Source organism: Nocardioides cavernae, assembly GCF_016907475.1.
GTDB classification, from domain to species: Bacteria; Actinomycetota; Actinomycetes; order Propionibacteriales; family Nocardioidaceae; genus Nocardioides; species Nocardioides cavernae.
In genome coordinates, this window is record NZ_JAFBCA010000001.1 from 2,899,555 (window position 1) to 2,916,512 (window position 16,958).

Consider the following 16,958-nt stretch of genomic DNA (forward strand, 5'->3'; position numbering starts at 1 on the left):
GGCGCGGTCATGAAGTTCGCAGTCCGCTCCCGCCAAGCCCCCGCCCTCCCCGGCGTGCACGGTCCCGCCCGGGTCCACCGTCGTACGGCCAGCGTCCTCGGCCGCCTGCACGCAGGGGACGTCGCCGTCCTCGACCACCTCGACATGGACCGCGCCAGCGCCCAGGCGCTCGTCGACGCCGGCGTCGTGGCCGTGGTCAACGCCAGCCCGATGATCTCGGGCCGCTACCCCAACCTGGGGCCGCAGCTGCTCGTGGAGGCCGGGCTCACGGTCGTCGACAGCGTCGGCCCGGAGATCTTCGACCGGGTCCGCGACGGAGCCGCCCTCCGCGTCGACGGTGACGCGGTGCACGCCGGCGGCACCCAGGTCGCCGAGGGGCGCGAGCTGACCGTCGACCTGGTCGCCTCCGAGATGCACGGCGCCCGCTCCGGCCTCTCGGCGCAGCTCGAGAGCTTCACCCACAACAGCACCGAGTTCCTCCGCCGGGAGCAGGACCTCCTGCTCCACGGCCACGGGGTGCCACGCACCGCCACCGAGATGGCCGGACGCCCCGTCGTGGTGGCCGTGCGCTCCCACGGGTGGGAGCAGGAGCTGCGCGGCATCAAGCCCTTCGTGCGCGAGCAGCGCCCCGTCCTGGTCGGAGTCGACCGCGGCGCGGACGCCCTGGCCAGCGCCGGGCACCGACCCGACGTCGTCGTGGTGACCGGCGGCTCCGACGACCTGCCCGCGGCCGCCGTCCTGCGTCGGGCCCGCGACGTGGTCGTCCTCGTCGAGCGCGGCGCTCCGCGCAGCGCGACCGAGCCCTTCGAGCGGCTCGGCATCCGGCCGCTGCGCTTCGAGACGTCCGCCACGACCGAGGACGCCGCCCTGCTGCTCGCCTCGGCGCACGAGGCCTCGCTGATCGTCGGCGTGGGCATGCACGCCACCCTCGCCGACTTCCTCGACCGGCGCCGCAGCGGCCTGGCGAGCACGTTCCTGACCCGCCTCAAGCTCGGGCCCGACCTCGTGGACGCGGCGGCAGTGCCGCGGCTCTACGACGGTGCGGTCCGGCCCCGCCACCTCGTCGGCGCCCTCGTCGCCGGGGTGCTCGCCCTCGCGGCGGCCGTGAGCGTCACGCCGGTCGGCCAGCAGTGGGTCGACGAGCTGTCGCCGCCCGTCACCAGCACCACGTCAGACCTGATCGACAACGTCCGAGGAATTCTTCCGTGATCACCCTGCGCCACCACCTGCTCACCATCGTCGCCGTCTTCCTCGCCCTTGCGGCCGGGATAGTCCTCGGCGGCGGCCCGCTCTCCGACGTCGGACCCACCGCCGCGACCTCGTCCGGCGAGAAGGAAGCCGCGCCCGCGGCGGACCGGGCGCAGACCGACTACACCGAGAGCTTCGTCTCCGCGCTGGGGCCGGCCACGGTCAGCGGGCGCCTCGCTGACCGCTCGGTCGCCGTGGTGACCGTGCCGGGCGCCGACGAGCAGGTCGTCACGGCGCTCACCGAGCAGGTGACCGCCGCCGGCGGCACGATCAGCGCACGCTACGACCTGTCCGCTGACATCGTCGACCCCGGCCAGAAGTCGCTGGTCGACACGCTCGGCAGCCAGCTGCTGACCCAGCAGGCCGAGGGCGACGTCGCCGCCGAGGCGTCGACGTACGACCGGGTCGGACAGCTGCTCGGCCTCGCGGTGGCGACGAAGGAGGCCGAAGGCCAGGACGTGAACGGCAAGGCCCGCGCGATCGTCGACGCCGTGAGCGGCGCCGGCCTGATGGCCAAGCCGGGCGAGGTCGCGCAGCGCTCGCCGCTCGTGCTGGTCGTGCTGGGCACGGACGCCGGCGACGAGGGCTCGGACGCGATCCTCGCCGGGCTCGTCCAGGGACTCGCCGTCCAGGCGGGCGGCGTGGTCGTGGCGGGTGTCACCTCCGACGGCGGGGACGGCCAGCTCGGTCGGCTCCGTGCCGACCCGGTCTCAGCCGCGGTCGCGACGCTCGACGGCGTCGACACGGCCGCCGGTCGGGTTGCCACGATCCTCACCCTCCAGCGCTCGCTGACGACTCCGGGTGGGGCGTTCGGTGCGTCGGGTGCGGACGGACCCGTCCCCCTCGGGTAGGATAAAAGCCCGTGAAGAGCCGCACGCCGACCAAGCACGTATTCGTCACTGGAGGCGTCGCCTCCTCCCTCGGCAAGGGGCTCACCGCCTCGAGCCTGGGCAACTTGCTGAAGGCGCGCGGACTGCGCGTCACGATGCAGAAGCTGGATCCCTACCTCAACGTGGATCCGGGCACGATGAACCCCTTCCAGCACGGTGAGGTCTTCGTGACCAACGACGGTGCCGAGACCGACCTCGACATCGGGCACTACGAGCGGTTCCTCGACACCGACCTGAACCAGATCGCCAACGTCACGACCGGTCAGGTCTACTCGACCGTCATCGCCAAGGAGCGTCGCGGCGACTACCTCGGCGACACCGTGCAGGTCATCCCGCACATCACCAACGAGATCAAGGACCGCATCCTCGCGATGGGCGGCCCCGACATCGACGTGGTCATCACCGAGGTCGGCGGCACCGTCGGCGACATCGAGTCGCTGCCGTTCCTCGAGGCCGCCCGCCAGACCCGGCACGAGATCGGGCGCGACAACTGCTTCTTCATCCACGTGTCCCTGGTCCCCTACATCGGTCCGTCCGGTGAGCTGAAGACCAAGCCCACCCAGCACTCGGTCGCGGCCCTGCGCTCCATCGGCATCCAGCCCGACGCCATCGTGTGCCGCTCCGACCGCGACCTGCCCGAGGGCATCAAGCGCAAGATCGCGCTCATGTGTGACGTGGACGACGAGGCCGTCGTGACGTGCGCCGACGCGCCGTCGATCTACGACATCCCGAAGGTGCTGCACCGGGAGGGCCTCGACGCCTACGTCGTACGCCGCCTCGACCTGCCGTTCCGCGACGTCAACTGGACCGACTGGGACGACCTGCTGCGCCGGGTGCACCACCCCTCCGAGGAGGTCACCGTCGCGCTCGTCGGCAAGTACATCGACCTGCCCGACGCCTACCTCTCGGTCAGCGAGGCGCTGCGTGCCGGGGGCTTCGCCCACGACGCGAAGGTGCACATCCGGTGGGTCGCCTCGGACGAGTGCCAGACCGAGGCGGGTGCGGCCAAGCACCTTGCCGACGTCGACGCGGTGCTCGTGCCCGGCGGCTTCGGCGTGCGCGGCATCGAGGGCAAGCTCGGTGCGCTGCGCTACACCCGCACGCACGGCATCCCCACGCTCGGGCTGTGCCTGGGCCTGCAGTGCATGGTGATCGAGTACGCCCGCAACGTGGCGGGCCTGACCAAGGCGGGGTCGACGGAGTTCGACCCCGACACCGTCGAGCCGGTCATCTCCACCATCGAGGAGCAGAAGAAGTACGTCGAGGGCGCCGGCGACCTCGGCGGCACCATGCGGCTCGGCCTGCAGAAGGCCGACCTCGCCGAGGGCAGCGTGGTGCGGGCGGCGTACGGCTCGGGCACCGTCGAGGAGCGCCACCGCCACCGCTACGAGTTCAACGACGCCTACCGCGAGCCCCTCGCACAGGCGGGCCTGGTGTTCTCGGGCGTCAACCCCGAGCTCGGGCTCGTCGAGTTCGTCGAGCTGCCGGCGGACGTGCACCCCTACTACGTCGCCACCCAGGCGCACCCCGAGCTGCGCTCGCGGCCCACGCGGCCGCACCCGTTGTTCGCCGGCCTCGTCGGCGCGGCCATCGAGCGGCAGCGCTCCGAGCGCTTCCCGCTCGACGAGTCGGGCCTGCGCCGCAAGGACGAGGGCGCCGAGGACTGACGGCGGGGGTACTTGTCAGCGATCCCCGGCTGACCGGGGATCGCTGAAGCGGAGCAAGTCGGGCGTCAGAGGCGGCGGGCCTGCAGGACCCGGCCGAGGACGAACGAGTTCGCGCGGAGCTGGTTGCGGGCGTAGGCGATCAGGCTGGTGTCGTCGGCCGCGGCCTCGGCGGCGGCGAGGAACGACTCGTCGCCCGCACCGAGGGGGTACATCGCGCGGATGGTGAGCCCCTGGTTGAGGAGCCCGCCCTTGAGCGTGTGCAGCTCCTCGAGGTAGCGGTGCGCGAACGGCGCGAGCAGCTCGGCCTGACCGGGACGCCAGAACGTCGACCCCAGCACGAGGGTCTCCCGGCTGGCCGGCACGGCGTAGTCGACGAAGAACGCCCGCCACACCTCCTCCTTGGCCTCCACGTCGGGACGGGCGGCGAGCACCGCGAGGCGGCGCATGCCGGCGTCCGGGTCGGGGTCGGACTCGAGCAGACGGCGTACGACGTCCTCGTCGTAGTCGCCGAGCTCGGCGCGGCGCACCGCCATCCGCCAGGCCAGGTCGAGGTCGGTCGCCCGGTCGGCGGCCGCCTGCAGGACCGACCAGTGCTCGTCGGTGGAGGCGGACGCCGCGAGCGTGCGCAGCGCCGCCTGGCGGGCGTCGGGCACGTCGACGAGCCCGACCACGGCGTCGGCCAGCGCGGCCAGCAGGCCGGGGGACTCGTCGGCCGGCGCCCACCTGTCGGCGACCTGGAGCGCCTGGCCCAGGAAGGGCTCGACGAGCGCCGGGCTGGTCTCCGTCGACAGGGCGCGGGTGAGTGCGCTCGACACGTCGCGAGGGGCGACGTCGCCGAGCAGCAGCAGCTGGCCGGCGGTGGCGGCGACGAGCGCCCGGTCGAGCGGGTCGTCGAGCTGCTGGACGCGCTCGAGCATCAGCCGCAACGAGGTCGGGTCGGGCTTCACGGCGGCGAACGTGTAGTCACCCGCGTTGACCAGGCGGAGGTCGCCCTCGGGCAGGTCGATCGGGGTGCGCCGACCGGTCACCTCGTGCGAGGAGCGGCCGACCGGGACCAGGGCGTCACCCGAGGCGTCGAAGACGGCCACGTCGAGGCGGTGGGGCCGGGGCTCCTGGTCGTCGGTCGTCTCCACGACGAGCTCGCCGTCGACCAGCGAGATCACGTCGGTGCCGGCCTCGTCGAGCCACGCCTTGGTCCAGGCCGACAGGTCGCGACCCGAGGCCCGCGAGTAGCAGTCCATCAGGTCGTCGAGGCGGGTGTTGGAGAAGGCGTAGCGGCTGAAGTAGTCGCGCAGGCCCTCGACGAACGCGTCCTCGCCGATGTAGGCGACGAGCTGGTGCAGCACGCTCTGGCCCTTGACGTAGGTGATGGCGTCGAAGTTGGACATCGCCGACGACACGTCGGGCACGTCGCTGCGGATGGGGTGGCGAGCCGGGCTCATGTCCATCTCGTAGGCGGTGCGCTTGAAGGCGGCGAGGAAGGTGGCCCACTGCTCGGTGAACTCGCTCGCCCCCGCCATGCCCCAGTTGGCCGCCCAGGAGGCGAACGCCTCGTTGAGCCAGAGGTCGTCCCACCACTGCATCGTCACGAGGTCGCCGAACCACATGTGCGCCATCTCGTGGAAGATGAACTCCGCCCGGACCGCGCGCTGCGCGTGGGTCGGGGGAGTGCGGAACAGCTGGCCGTCGCCGTAGGTGACGCAGCCCCAGTTCTCCATCGCGCCGCCGAGGTTGGGCACGAAGACCTGGTCGTAGCGCTCCTGCGGGAACGGGTAGCCGAACCGCTCACCGAAGAACGCGAGGCCCTGCCGCGTCAGGGTCACCATCTCGTCGAGGTCGCGCTCGAGGATCGGCACGAGCGACTGGCGGCAGTAGAAGCCCAGGTCGTAGCCGTCGTGCTGCTGCCGCACCTCGTGGAACGGACCCGCGTTGACCACGACGACGTACGTCGACAGGCGCGGCGTGTCGGGGAACGTCCACACCCGAGCGTCGTCGGCCTCCGCGTCCTCGACCGACTCGGGCGCGCCGTTGGAGGTGACCAGCCACGACGACGGCGCGGTCACGACGAAGCGGTGGGGAGCCTTGAGGTCGGGCTGGTCGAAGCAGGCCCACACGCGGCGCGCCTCGTCGGGCTCGAGGCTGGTCCAGACGTAGACCAGCTTGTCGGTCGGGTCGACCGTGCGCAGGATGCCCTCGCCGGTGGCCGTGTTGGTGGTGCTCGCCTCCACGACCAGGACGTTGTCGGCCGCGAGCGCGGGGAGCGGCAGGCGACCGCCGGCCGCGGCGGAGACGTCGACGTCCTCGCCGTTGAGGGTCGCTCGGACCACGTCCATCGCGACGTCGACGAACGTGGTCGCGCCGGGCGCGGAGCACGTGAAGGCGATGGTGCTGGTGGAGCGCCACACCTCGCCCTCGAGCAGGCCGGTCGTGTCCACCTCGATGTCGTAGCGCTGGACCTCGAGGAGGTCCGACCGGGTCTTCGCTTCGTGCTTGGTGAGGGTCGACAACGTCATGCAGCCGAACCTAACTCACCCTGTCCATCTCCATCTCCATCTCCATCTCAACCGACATGTGCCTCTGGGCTAGCGTCGAGGCATGACCGACGCGAGCACCCACGACCGATCGGACGACCGACCGCAGGGCCGACCCGACGAGCTCGCCGACCGGCCGATGGCGTGGCCCGTCGTGTCGAGCCAGGACCTGCACCGCGACGACTGGGTGGTCGCGCTGCGCGAGGACCGGATCACCCGGCCGGGCCACCCCGAGCAGTTCAGCCGGCTCAGCCTGGAGCACCCCGGCGCGGTCGTGGTGCTCGCGGTCGACGACGACGAGCGGGTGATGTGCCTGCGCCAGTACCGCCACACCAGCGGGCACGAGTTCGTCGAGCTCCCCGCCGGACTGCGCGACGCGGGCGACGAGCCGGCCGTCGAGACGGCGAAGCGCGAGCTGCGCGAGGAGGTCGAGCTCGACGCCGCGGACTGGCGGCTGCTGCTGAGCACCTTCTCCAGCGCGGGGATCAGCGACGAGGTGCACGAGATCTTCCTGGCACGCGGACTGACCCACGCGCCGCGCGGGGACTTCGAGATGGAGCACGAGGAGGCCGAGATGGAGCGCTTCTGGGTGCCCATGGCCGACCTGCTCGAGGCCGTCCTCGAGGGGCGGGTGCGACAGGGTCCGCTGGCGCAGGCGGTGCTGGCGTACGACGTGCTCAAGCGCCGCGGGGCCCTCGACGCCCGGTAGGGGCCCCCCGGGAGTATTCTCGCCCTCGCTGTGAGGCGGGCCACACCGTGGTGGTCCCCCGGAACACTTGAGGAGCAAGGCATGAAGGTCGGCGTACCCAAGGAAGTCAAGAACCGCGAGTACCGCGTGGCCCTGACCCCGATCGGCGTGCACGAGCTCGTCCAGCACGGCCACGAGGTCGTGGTGCAGAAGACCGCCGGCGAGGGCTCGCAGATCCCCGACGAGGAGTACGTCGCCGCGGGCGCCACGATGCTCGACACGGCCGACGACGTGTGGGGCACCGCCGACATGGTCCTCAAGGTCAAGGAGCCCGTCGCCGAGGAGTACGAGCGGATGCGGGAGGGCCAGACCCTCTTCACCTACCTCCACCTCGCCGCCGACAAGCCGCTGACCGAGCAGCTGATGCAGCGCAAGGTCACCGCCATCGCCTACGAGACGGTCCAGCTGCCCTCGGGCGGGCTGCCGCTGCTCTACCCGATGTCGGAGGTCGCGGGCTGCCTCGCACCCCAGGTCGGCGCGCACTCCCTGCTCAAGGCCAACGGCGGCCGCGGCGTCCTGATGGGTGGCGTCGGCGGCGTGGCCAACGCCAAGGTCGTCATCATCGGCGCCGGCGTCTCGGGTCAGAACGCCGCCAACATCGCGCTCGGCATGGGCGCCGACGTGACGCTGCTCGACACCGACCTCGACAAGCTGCGGATGTCGTTCTGGCGCTACAACAACCGGGTCCACGGGCTCGCCTCGTCCAGGCTCGCCATCGAGCAGCAGGTGATGGAGGCCGACATGGTGATCGGTGCCGTCCTCATCCCGGGCGCCGCGGCGCCCAAGCTGGTGAGCAACGACCTCGTCTCGCGGATGAAGCCGGGCTCGGTGCTGGTGGACATCGCGATCGACCAGGGCGGCTGCTTCGAGGACTCCCACGCCACGACGCACGACGACCCGACCTACGAGGTGCACGACTCGGTGTTCTACTGCGTGGCCAACATGCCCGGCGCGGTGCCCAACACCTCGACGTACGCCCTCACCAACGCGACGCTGCCCTACGCCGTGGCCCTCGCCGACAAGGGCTGGCAGCAGGCGCTGCGCGACGACCGGAGCCTCGCGCTCGGTCTCAACACCCACGCCGGCGAGCTCACCAACGCGCCGGTCGGCGAAGCCGTGGGTATCGAGTCGGTGGAACTCGATACCGTCCTCGGGTGAGCTCTGGGGCGAGGCTGGACCGCGCGGTCCGCACCTACCTCGACCACCTGGCGGTCGAGCGCGGGCTGGCGGTCAACACGCTGAGCTCCTACCGCCGTGACCTGTCCCGCTACGACGAGTTCCTGACCGGGCAGGGCATCGACGACCTGGACGCGGTCACCGAGGCGACGGTGACCGCGTTCCTGGTCAGCCTGCGTGAGGGGAGCGAGGGCCATCCGCCGCTGAGCGCGACGTCCGCCGCGCGGACGGTCGTGGCCGTGCGCGGATTCCACAAGTTCGCCGTCTCCGACGGCCTGGCGACGACCGACCCGGCGGCCGCGGTCAAGCCGCCCACGCCGGCGAAGAGGCTGCCCAAGGCGCTGCCGCTGTCCGACGTCGAGGCGATCCTCGAGGCGGCGGGAGCGCCCGACACCGTCCTCGCCCTGCGCGACCGGGCCCTGCTCGAGCTGCTCTACGGCACCGGGGCGCGCATCTCCGAGGCGGTCGGGCTCGACGTCGACGACCTCGACCAGGTCGACGGCACGGTGCTGCTGCGCGGCAAGGGCGGCAAGGAGCGGCTGGTGCCGGTCGGCGGCTACGCCCGCGACGCCGTCGCCGCCTACCTCACGCGTGCGCGACCCGAGCTGGTCGGTGCTGGCAAGGGCGGCCCGGCGATGTTCCTCAACTCCCGCGGGGGCCGGCTGTCGCGGCAGAGCGCGTGGGCGGTGCTGGTCAAGGCCGCCGATCGTGCCGGGGTGACCGCGTCGGTCTCCCCGCACACGCTGCGGCACTCGTTCGCCACCCACCTGCTCGACGGAGGCGCCGACGTGCGCGTCGTCCAGGAGCTCCTCGGGCACGCGTCCGTCACGACCACGCAGGTCTACACCCTCGTCACGGTCGACAACCTGCGCGAGGTCTTCGCCACTGCCCACCCGCGGGCCCGGGAGTAGTCGTGCTGCGCCTGCTCGACGGGGTCTCGTGGGACGGCGTGCCGCTGCCCGGCGAACGGGTGGGCGCGCTGCTCGCCGTGCTCGTCGCCGAGCCGGCGGGCGTCAGCGACGGTCGGCTCGTGCGGGAGATCTGGCCCGACGCGGAGCCCGTGCACCCGGCCAAGGCCCTGCAGGTGCTGGTCTCCCGCACCCGCGCGGCCACCGCGCCGGACGCCGTCCAGCGGGTCGAGGGCGGCTACCGGCTCGGCCTGGCCGACGACGACGTCGACGCCCGCATCCAGGCGGCCCACCTCGCCACCGCGCGCGCCGCGCTGGCGTCCGGCGAGGCCACCGAGGCCTTCCGCCTCGCGTCGTCGGCCGCGGCGATGGAGGTGGGCGTCCCCGGGTCCGGACCGCTCGGCGACCTGCGCCACGCCGCGGAGCTGCGACGTACGACCGCGCGGGAGGTGGCGGCGCTGGCCGCCGCCCGGCTGGGCAGGCACGCCGAGGCGCTCGACGACCTGGCGGCCGCGCACCAGCGGCGCCCCGACGACGGAGAGGTCCTCCTCGCGCTGCTGCGCGCCGAGGCCGCGACCGCAGGACCGGCCACCGCGCTGGCGCGCTACGAGACCTACCGGGCCGACCTGGTCGAGCGGCTCGGCGTCGACCCGGAGGCCGCCCTCCAACGGCTGCACGCAGAGCTGCTGGCCGCCGACGACCCGGTGCGCACCGGGGTGACGTACGACGCGACCGGGTTGCTGGGCCGAGAGCAGGACCTCGACCGGCTTCGCTCGGCCCTATCCGCGTCCCGGCTCGTCACGGTGCTCGGTCCGGGCGGCATCGGGAAGACCAGCATCGCCCAGGTGCTGGCGCGCGAGTCGATGCTGCCCCGCGTGCACGTGGTCGAGCTCGTCGGCGTCGGCGCGGGAGACGACGTCGTGGTCGCGGTCGGCGCGGCCCTCGGCGTCCGGGGCTCGGTGACGACGCGGCTCGCGCTCACCGCGACCCAGCAGGCCGACGTACGCAGCCGGCTGGCGCAGGAGCTCGACGCGGGGCCGACCCTGCTGGTCCTCGACAACTGCGAGCACGTCCTCGAGCCGGTGGCCGCGCTGGTGGCCTTCCTGCTCGCCACGACCCGCGACCTGCGGGTGCTGACCACCAGCCGGGCGCCGCTGCGACTGGGCGCCGAACGCGCGGTCCCGCTGAGCCAGCTCTCCGCGGTCGACGCCGGGCAGCTGTTCGTGCAGCGCGCCACGGCGACGCGGCCGGACGCCGTGCTGGATCCCACCGGGGTGCGCGACGTCGTCGACCGCCTCGACGGGCTGCCCCTCGCCGTCGAGCTGGCCGCCGCGCGTGTCCGCACGATGACGGTCGCCGAGGTGGCCGCAGCACTCGACGACCGCTTCGCCGCCCTCCGAAGCCGCGACCGCACCACCCCCGACCGCCACCGCACGCTGGAGGCGGTCATCGCCTGGTCCTGGGACCTGCTGAGCGCCGACGAGCAGCGGGCGCTGGCGTGGCTCTCGGCCTTCCAGGACGGGTTCGACCGGGCGACGGCCGTGTCGGTGCTGGGTGTCGACGGCTCCGACCTGGTCGACGCGCTCGTCGAGCAGTCCCTGCTGGTGGTCACCGAGGACGGCGGCACCGCGCGCTTCCGGGCACTGGAGACGATCCGCGAGTACGCCGCCGCCCGCCTCGCGCGCAGCGGCGAGGAGGAGGCAGCCGGAGAGGCGCAGCGGAGGTGGGCCCGCGACCTGGCCGAGCGCTGCCAGGACCTCGTCGTCACCGACGACCAGGTCGAGCTCGTGGACCTGCTCGTGCGCGACCAGAACAACCTCACCGATGTGCTCCGGCACGCCCTCGGTACCGGCGACCGCGAGACCGTAGCGCGACTCGTGGCGCTGCTCGGCAGCCTCTGGACCGTCACCGGCGACCAGCCGAGGATCTTCGCCGTCTGCGACGCCGCGACCGAGCTGCTCTCCGGTTGGGACATGCCGCCGGACCTGCGACGGCACGCCCAGGAGGCCGCCGGCGTCCTGATGGTCCACCTCAGCTGGATGCCGGGGGCCGACCTCGGCGGGTTGCGCGACCTGCTCCTGCAGGGCGAGCGTCCCACCGGCGTGTGGGGGCTGATCGGCCACACCGTCCACGTCGCCGACGGGCCGGTGCCCCCGCGCCTCGCCCAGGTCGCCGCGCAGCAGTCGCGACCGGGGATGGCCGGCGCGCTGCTGCTGTGGGCGGCGATCGTCTCCGAGAACGACGGCGACGTGGACGCCGCGCGGACGTACGCCGAGGCGGCCCTCGACGGGCCGTTGCCGCCCTACCTCCACGCGTCGCTCCACGCAGAGCTGAGCCAGCTGGCGATGGCCGTCGGCGACCACCACCGGGCGGCCCGCCACGCGGAGGTGGCGTGGCCGCTGCTCGAGCGGATCCACTCGATGACCGATGCCTACAGCCTCCAGGTGGCGACCGCCCTCGCGCCGCTGCTGGACGGCGACGCCGACGCGGCGGCGGTCCTGCTCGAGCGGTTCGGCCCGCCGGACGGCGAGACCGCCCAGGTCGGCGCCCGCCTGACGTGGCAGACCGCCCAGGCCGAGCTCGCCCTGGCTCGGGGCGACCACGCGGAGGCGCTTCGCCGCTACGACGCCGTCGTCGACCTGGTCACCGACGGCGACCCGGGTGGGGGACCGGGCGCATCGCCGTGGGTGGCGCTGGCGTCGTCGGCCGCCCTCGTCAGCCGGGTCCGCTACGGCACGAGCTCGCCCGACGCCCGCGCCGACGAGCTGCGCGACCTCGTCGCGGGCCCGTCCGGCCGCACGCCCGAGGGCACGCTCTGGTTCACCGACCTCCCGCTCAACGGCATGCTGCTGGTGGCGCTGGCCGCGTGGGTGCTGAGGTTCGGGCCCGCCGAGCAGCATGCGGACGGTGTGCACCTGCTCGCGGTCGCCCACCGCTGGGCCTACAACCGCAGCATCCCGGTGATGGCGTGGGAGCCGATGGTGGCGCTCGCGGACGCGGTCGAGCCCGGACGGCTCGGCCCGCTCGTCGTGGAGCTGGCCGACCATCCGGGCCCTGCCCTGGTGGCCGGCGCGGCTGCGGCGGTGGACCGCCTGCAGCGCGCCTGGCAGGTCACATCCGCCGGTTGAACGCCCGCACCGACAGCGGGGCGAAGACCGCGATGATCACGGTGCAGCCGAGCAGTGCCCAGCCGACCCCCGCGGTGACCGCACCGTCGTTGGCGAGGTCGCGGAGGGCGGTGATCACCAGCGAGACCGGGTTGATCTCGGCGAACGTCTGGAGCGGCTCGGGCATGGTGTCGGTCGGGACGAACGCGTTGGACAGGAAGGTCAGCGGGAACATCACGAGCAGGGAGATGGCCTGCACGCCCTGCGCGTTGCGGCCGAGGATCCCGAACAGGGTGAAGATCCAGGCCAGCGACCAGCCCGCCAGCATGGCCAGGAGCACGGCTCCGGCGACACCGGCGACGCCGCCGCCCGGGCGGTAGCCGATGGCGATGCCGACGGCGAAGGTCAGGACCGACGCGATGAAGTAGCGCAGCAGGTCGGCCACCATCGGTCCGGCCAGCGGCGCGATTCGCGAGATCGGCAGCACCTTGAACCGGTCGAAGACGCCCGTGTCCATGTCGGTGCGGAGCTGGACGCCGGTGGCCACGCACGCCGTCAGCACGGTCTGGCCGATGAGGCCGGGGATGATCAGCGGCAGGTAGCTCTGGACGTCGCCCGAGATCGCGCCGCCGAAGATGTAGGCGAACATCCCCGTGAAGATCAGCGGCTGGATGGTGACGTCGAACATCACCTCCATGCTGCGGCGCATCTTCATCGTCGCGCGCCAGGCCAGGGTCATCGTCTGGCTGACGGTGTCGGCCAGACCGACGCGGGCGGTGCCGACGTCGGCGGGGTGAGTAGCTGTCGTGGTGCTCATCGGGCGTCCTCCATCTGCAGGTCGTGGACGTCGGCACTGCTCGCGGGCGTGCCGTCGTGGGTGTCGTGGCCGGTCAGCGCGAGGAAGACCTCGTCGAGCGACGGCTTCTGGACCGTCACCGACTCGATGACGATCCCGCGGTCGCGGAGCGCGACGAGGACGTCGACGGCCTGGTCGGTGCGGGTCAGCGGCACGTTGACGCGTCGCGCCTCGGGGGTCAGGACCGCCTCCTCGCCCACCAGCCTCCGGGCCTCGTCCGCCACGACCGGGAGGTCGGCGGGGTCGGCCAGCTGGAGCTGCAGGGCGGACTGGCCGACGGACGACTTGAGCTCGTCGGCGGTGCCCTCGGCGACCTTCCGGCCGCGGTCGATGACGGCGATCCGGTCGGCGAGCTGGTCGGCCTCGTCGAGGTACTGCGTGGTCAGCAGGACCGTGCACCCGGTGCGGACGAGGTCCCGGATCGTGTCCCACATCTGCCCGCGGGTGCGGGGGTCGAGGCCCGTGGTGGGCTCGTCGAGGAAGATCAGCGGTGGCCGCGTGAGCAGGCTGGTGGCGAGGTCGAGACGCCGGCGCATGCCGCCGGAGAACGCCGAGATGGGCTTCTTCGCCGCCTCGGTGAGGTCGAACTGCTCGAGCAGCTCGGCGCCGCGGGTGCGGGCCTCGGTGCGGCCGAGGCCCTGGAGCCGCGCGAAGAGCCAGAGGTTCTCGGTGGCGGTGAGGTTCTCGTCGACCGAGGCGAACTGCCCGGTGACGCCCAGCAGCCGTCGTACGGCGTGGGGCTCGGCGTGGACGTCGTGGCCGAAGATCTCGGCCCGGCCCTCGTCGATGCGGAGCAGGGTGGCGAGCATGCGAAGCATCGTCGTCTTGCCCGCGCCGTTGGGCCCGAGCACGCCGAACACCTCGCCGTGGTGGACCTCGAGGTCGATCCCGTCCACGGCGCGCTGGTCGCCGTACTGCTTGACGAGCCCGGAGGCGCGGACCGCGAGTCCTGGTTGTGTGGTCATGGGAGGAACTGTCCGCGCCCGCGGTTTCACCGTGGTTCCACGCCGCCTGCCGCGCTGAAACCCGTGGATGGTTGGATCGACGCATGCCGGATCCAGTGCGCCTCGACACGCGGGTCCGGACGGGCGCGGACCCGGACGCCGTCTACGACGCCTTCACCGGCTGGGTCGCCGACCAGGGGCTCGGCCTCTACCCGCACCAGGACGAGGCGGTCATCGAGATCCTCGGCGGCAACCACGTCATCCTGGCCACGCCGACCGGGTCGGGGAAGTCGTTGGTGGCGGTCGGCGCTCACGTCGCGGCCCTCGCGCAGGACAAGGTCAGCTTCTACACGGCACCCATCAAGGCGCTGGTGAGCGAGAAGTTCTTCGCGCTCATCGAGGTGTTCGGTGCCGACAACGTCGGGATGCTGACCGGCGACGCCGCGGTCAACGCGGACGCCCCGATCATCTGCTGCACCGCCGAGGTGCTGGCCAACATCGCGCTGCGCGAGGGTCGAGGAGCCGACGTCGGCCTCGTCGTGATGGACGAGTTCCACTTCTACTCCGAGCACGACCGCGGCTGGGCCTGGCAGGTCCCGCTGCTGGAGCTGCTCGACGCCCAGTTCCTCCTCATGTCGGCGACCCTCGGCGACGTCTCCTTCTTCGTCGAGGACCTCAAGCGCCGCACCGGACGCGACACCGCCGTCATCGACGACGCCGAGCGTCCCGTCCCGCTGGGCTTCCGCTGGTCGATGGAGCCGCTCGATGACACCCTCGAGGAGCTCGTGACGACCGGCCAGGACCCGGTCTACGTCGTCCACTTCACCCAGGCCGCGGCCGTCGAGCACGCCACCAACCTGCTGAAGTCCCGCATCGGCTCCTCGGGCGGCGGTCCGAAGGTCGACAAGGAGGCGATCGCCGCGAAGATCGGGGCCTTCCGCTTCGGCGCGGGCTTCGGCAAGACCCTGTCCCGGCTGGTCCGCAGCGGCATCGGCGTCCACCACGCCGGGATGCTCCCGAAGTACCGTCGGCTCGTCGAGACCCTCGCCCAGGCCGGTCTGCTGCGCGTGATCTGCGGCACCGACACCCTCGGCGTCGGGATCAACGTGCCGATCCGCACGGTGCTGTTCACCGGGCTGGCCAAGTTCGACGGGACCAAGCAGCGGGTGCTCCGGACGCGGGAGTTCCAGCAGATCGCCGGCCGCGCCGGCCGCGCGGGCTACGACACGGCCGGCTACGTCGTCGTGCAGGCGCCGGACTTCGTGATCGAGAACGAGCAGGCCAAGGCCAAGATCGCCGCACGTCAGGCGGCTGGCAAGAAGAAGTCCAAGGCGCAGCTCAAGAAGGCGCCCGAGGGCACCGTCGTGTGGACCGAGCAGACCTTCGACAAGCTCGTCGCCGGCGTGCCGGAGCGGCTCCAGAGCCGGATGAAGGTCGACAACGCGATGCTCGTCAACGTCGTGACCCGCGAGGAGGACGCCTTCGGCGTCCTGCGCCGGCTGGTCACCGACAACCACGAGGAGCGGAGAGGACAGCTGCGGCTGGCCCGCCGCGCCCTGCGCCTGTCGCGCTCGCTGGTGCGCACCGGCATCGTGACCCGGCTCCCCGAGGTCGACGAGTTCGGCCGCCGGTTCGTGATGACCGTCGACCTGCCCGACAACTTCGCGCTCAACCAGCCGCTGGCCCACTTCGCGCTGGCCGCCTTCGACGTGCTCGACCCCGAGTCCGAGACGTACGCCCTCGACGTGGTCTCGATCGTCGAGTCGGTGCTCGAGGCGCCGCGCCAGATCCTCATGGCCCAGCAGCATGCGGCGCGCGGGGACGCGATCGGCCAGATGAAGGCCGACGGCCTGGAGTACGACGAGCGGATGGCGCTGCTGGAGGAGATCACCTGGCCGCAGCCGTTGCGCGAGCTCCTCGAGGCCCTCTACGAGACCTACCGGCAGACCCATCCCTGGCTCCCGGACGACGCGCTCGGCCCGAAGTCGGTGGTGCGGGAGATGTGGGAGCAGGGGATGGGTTTCACCGACTTCGTCGGCCGCTACCAGCTCGCCCGGTCCGAGGGGCTGGTGCTGCGCTACCTCACCGACGCGTACCGCACGCTGCGCCAGACCGTGCCCGAGTCGCACCGCGCCCCCGAGGTCGAGGACGTCATCGAGTGGCTGGGGGAGACCGTCCGCCAGACCGACTCGTCGCTCCTGGACGAGTGGGAGGCGCTGTCGGACCCCGACCACGCGTCCTCCGCCGTGGCGCACCACGAGCCCCCGCCCCCGCCGCGCCCGCTCTCGAAGCAGGAGCGGCCGTTCGCGGTGATGCTTCGCAACGCGATGTGGGCGCGGGTGGACGCCGTCTCGCGCGACGACCTCGACGGGCTGGTACGCCTCGAGCGCGCCGCCGCCGACCGGACGGACCCGCCGCGGCAGGTCGTCGTCGGCCGCTCGGTGTGGGACGCGGCGCTGGAGGGCTACTACGCCGAGCACGACCGCGTCCTCACCGACGGCGACGCGCGCGGGCCGGACCTGCTGGTGGTGGGGGAGGAGCGGACCGGGGAGCCGGTCGGCGCCGAGGAGGGCACTACGGCCCGTCTGCGCGACGTACGCCAGACGATCCACGACCCCGAGGACCACCACGACTGGGTCATCGAGGCGGTGGTGGACTGCGACGCCACCGACAGCGCCGGTGAGCTGGTGCTGGCGACCGCGGCGATGCGGCGGCTCTGAGCCGGGTGACCCGCCGGACGGCGCGGACGACCGCGTAGAGTCCCGCCGCGGTAGCAGGCCGGGACCCGCCGGAACTCATCTGCGAACTGTCGACGTGTCGACAAAGTCGACAGCATCCGGCGTGGTCCAATCGAGGTCCAGGCCGATGCACGACGGATGCACG

Annotated in this window: 11 protein-coding genes; 8 read left to right on the forward strand and 3 right to left on the reverse strand. The window is 72.6% G+C overall.

Annotation, left to right across the window (positions count from 1 at the left end; genetic code table 11):
• The first annotated feature begins 9 nt into the window (after positions 1 to 9).
• Genes steA through pyrG form a run of 3 tightly spaced genes read left to right on the forward strand, consistent with a single transcriptional unit; the run spans position 10 to position 3,805 of the window.
• Positions 10 to 1,209, forward strand: coding sequence for a putative cytokinetic ring protein SteA (steA, locus tag JOD65_RS13690; RefSeq protein ID WP_191197355.1), 1,200 nt, complete (start codon positions 10 to 12; stop codon positions 1,207 to 1,209).
• On the forward strand, positions 1,206 to 2,099 hold the full coding sequence (locus JOD65_RS13695; protein WP_191197354.1) for a copper transporter: 894 nt from the start codon (positions 1,206 to 1,208) through the stop codon (positions 2,097 to 2,099). The genes steA and JOD65_RS13695 overlap by 4 nt, the downstream gene beginning before the upstream one ends.
• Positions 2,100 to 2,110: 11 nt before the next feature.
• On the forward strand, positions 2,111 to 3,805 hold the full coding sequence (gene pyrG, locus JOD65_RS13700; RefSeq protein WP_191197353.1) for a CTP synthase: 1,695 nt from the start codon (positions 2,111 to 2,113) through the stop codon (positions 3,803 to 3,805).
• A 65-nt stretch (positions 3,806 to 3,870) separates the two neighbouring features.
• Here the strand turns inward: pyrG and pepN are convergent, their stop codons facing one another.
• Positions 3,871 to 6,318: an aminopeptidase N gene (gene pepN, locus JOD65_RS13705; RefSeq protein ID WP_191197352.1), complete on the reverse strand. Its 2,448-nt coding sequence runs from the start codon at positions 6,316 to 6,318 to the stop codon at positions 3,871 to 3,873.
• 82 nt (positions 6,319 to 6,400) lie between these two features.
• Here pepN and JOD65_RS13710 point away from each other — a divergent pair, with 82 nt between their 5' ends.
• The 4 genes from JOD65_RS13710 (at position 6,401) to JOD65_RS13725 (ending at position 12,296) form a co-directional block, all read left to right on the forward strand.
• Positions 6,401 to 7,045 (forward strand): NUDIX domain-containing protein, encoded by a 645-nt coding sequence (locus JOD65_RS13710; RefSeq protein ID WP_191197351.1) that lies wholly within the window; start codon positions 6,401 to 6,403, stop codon positions 7,043 to 7,045.
• A gap of 81 nt (positions 7,046 to 7,126) precedes the next feature.
• Positions 7,127 to 8,242, forward strand: a complete 1,116-nt coding sequence (gene ald / locus JOD65_RS13715) for an alanine dehydrogenase (protein WP_204811174.1) — start codon at positions 7,127 to 7,129, stop codon at positions 8,240 to 8,242.
• On the forward strand, positions 8,239 to 9,171 hold the full coding sequence (gene xerD / locus JOD65_RS13720; protein ID WP_204811177.1) for a site-specific tyrosine recombinase XerD: 933 nt from the start codon (positions 8,239 to 8,241) through the stop codon (positions 9,169 to 9,171). Before ald ends, xerD begins: the two co-directional genes overlap by 4 nt.
• Positions 9,172 to 9,173: 2 nt before the next feature.
• Positions 9,174 to 12,296 carry an ATP-binding protein gene (locus JOD65_RS13725; protein WP_191197350.1) on the forward strand — a complete coding sequence of 1,041 codons (3,123 nt, stop codon included), beginning with the start codon at positions 9,174 to 9,176 and terminating at the stop codon, positions 12,294 to 12,296.
• Here the strand turns inward: JOD65_RS13725 and JOD65_RS13730 are convergent.
• Together JOD65_RS13730 and JOD65_RS13735 are read right to left on the reverse strand one after the other, a co-directional pair.
• On the reverse strand, positions 12,280 to 13,092 hold the full coding sequence (locus JOD65_RS13730) for an ABC transporter permease (RefSeq protein WP_191197349.1): 813 nt from the start codon (positions 13,090 to 13,092) through the stop codon (positions 12,280 to 12,282). The two genes, JOD65_RS13725 and JOD65_RS13730, sit on opposite strands and share 17 nt — an antisense overlap.
• Positions 13,089 to 14,096: an ATP-binding cassette domain-containing protein gene (locus tag JOD65_RS13735; RefSeq protein ID WP_191197348.1), complete on the reverse strand. Its 1,008-nt coding sequence runs from the start codon at positions 14,094 to 14,096 to the stop codon at positions 13,089 to 13,091. Before JOD65_RS13735 ends, JOD65_RS13730 begins: the two co-directional genes overlap by 4 nt.
• Positions 14,097 to 14,179: 83 nt before the next feature.
• Between JOD65_RS13735 and JOD65_RS13740 the strand changes: the two genes are divergently transcribed.
• Complete coding sequence (locus JOD65_RS13740; RefSeq protein ID WP_191197347.1) at positions 14,180 to 16,795, forward strand: DEAD/DEAH box helicase; 2,616 nt, start codon at positions 14,180 to 14,182, stop codon at positions 16,793 to 16,795.
• Positions 16,796 to 16,958: the final 163 nt, after the last annotated feature.

What these genes read in the sequence shown, in the direction of transcription:
- steA (WP_191197355.1), top strand. Translation starts at nt 10, where the DNA reads ATGAAGTTCGCAGTCCGCTCCCGCCAAGCCCCCGCCCTCCCCGGCGTG.
- pepN (WP_191197352.1), bottom strand. Translation starts at nt 6,318, where the DNA reads ATGACGTTGTCGACCCTCACCAAGCACGAAGCGAAGACCCGGTCGGAC.
- JOD65_RS13710 (WP_191197351.1), top strand. Translation starts at nt 6,401, where the DNA reads ATGACCGACGCGAGCACCCACGACCGATCGGACGACCGACCGCAGGGC.
- ald (WP_204811174.1), top strand. Translation starts at nt 7,127, where the DNA reads ATGAAGGTCGGCGTACCCAAGGAAGTCAAGAACCGCGAGTACCGCGTG.
- JOD65_RS13730 (WP_191197349.1), bottom strand. Translation starts at nt 13,092, where the DNA reads ATGAGCACCACGACAGCTACTCACCCCGCCGACGTCGGCACCGCCCGC.
- JOD65_RS13735 (WP_191197348.1), bottom strand. Translation starts at nt 14,096, where the DNA reads ATGACCACACAACCAGGACTCGCGGTCCGCGCCTCCGGGCTCGTCAAG.
- JOD65_RS13740 (WP_191197347.1), top strand. Translation starts at nt 14,180, where the DNA reads ATGCCGGATCCAGTGCGCCTCGACACGCGGGTCCGGACGGGCGCGGAC.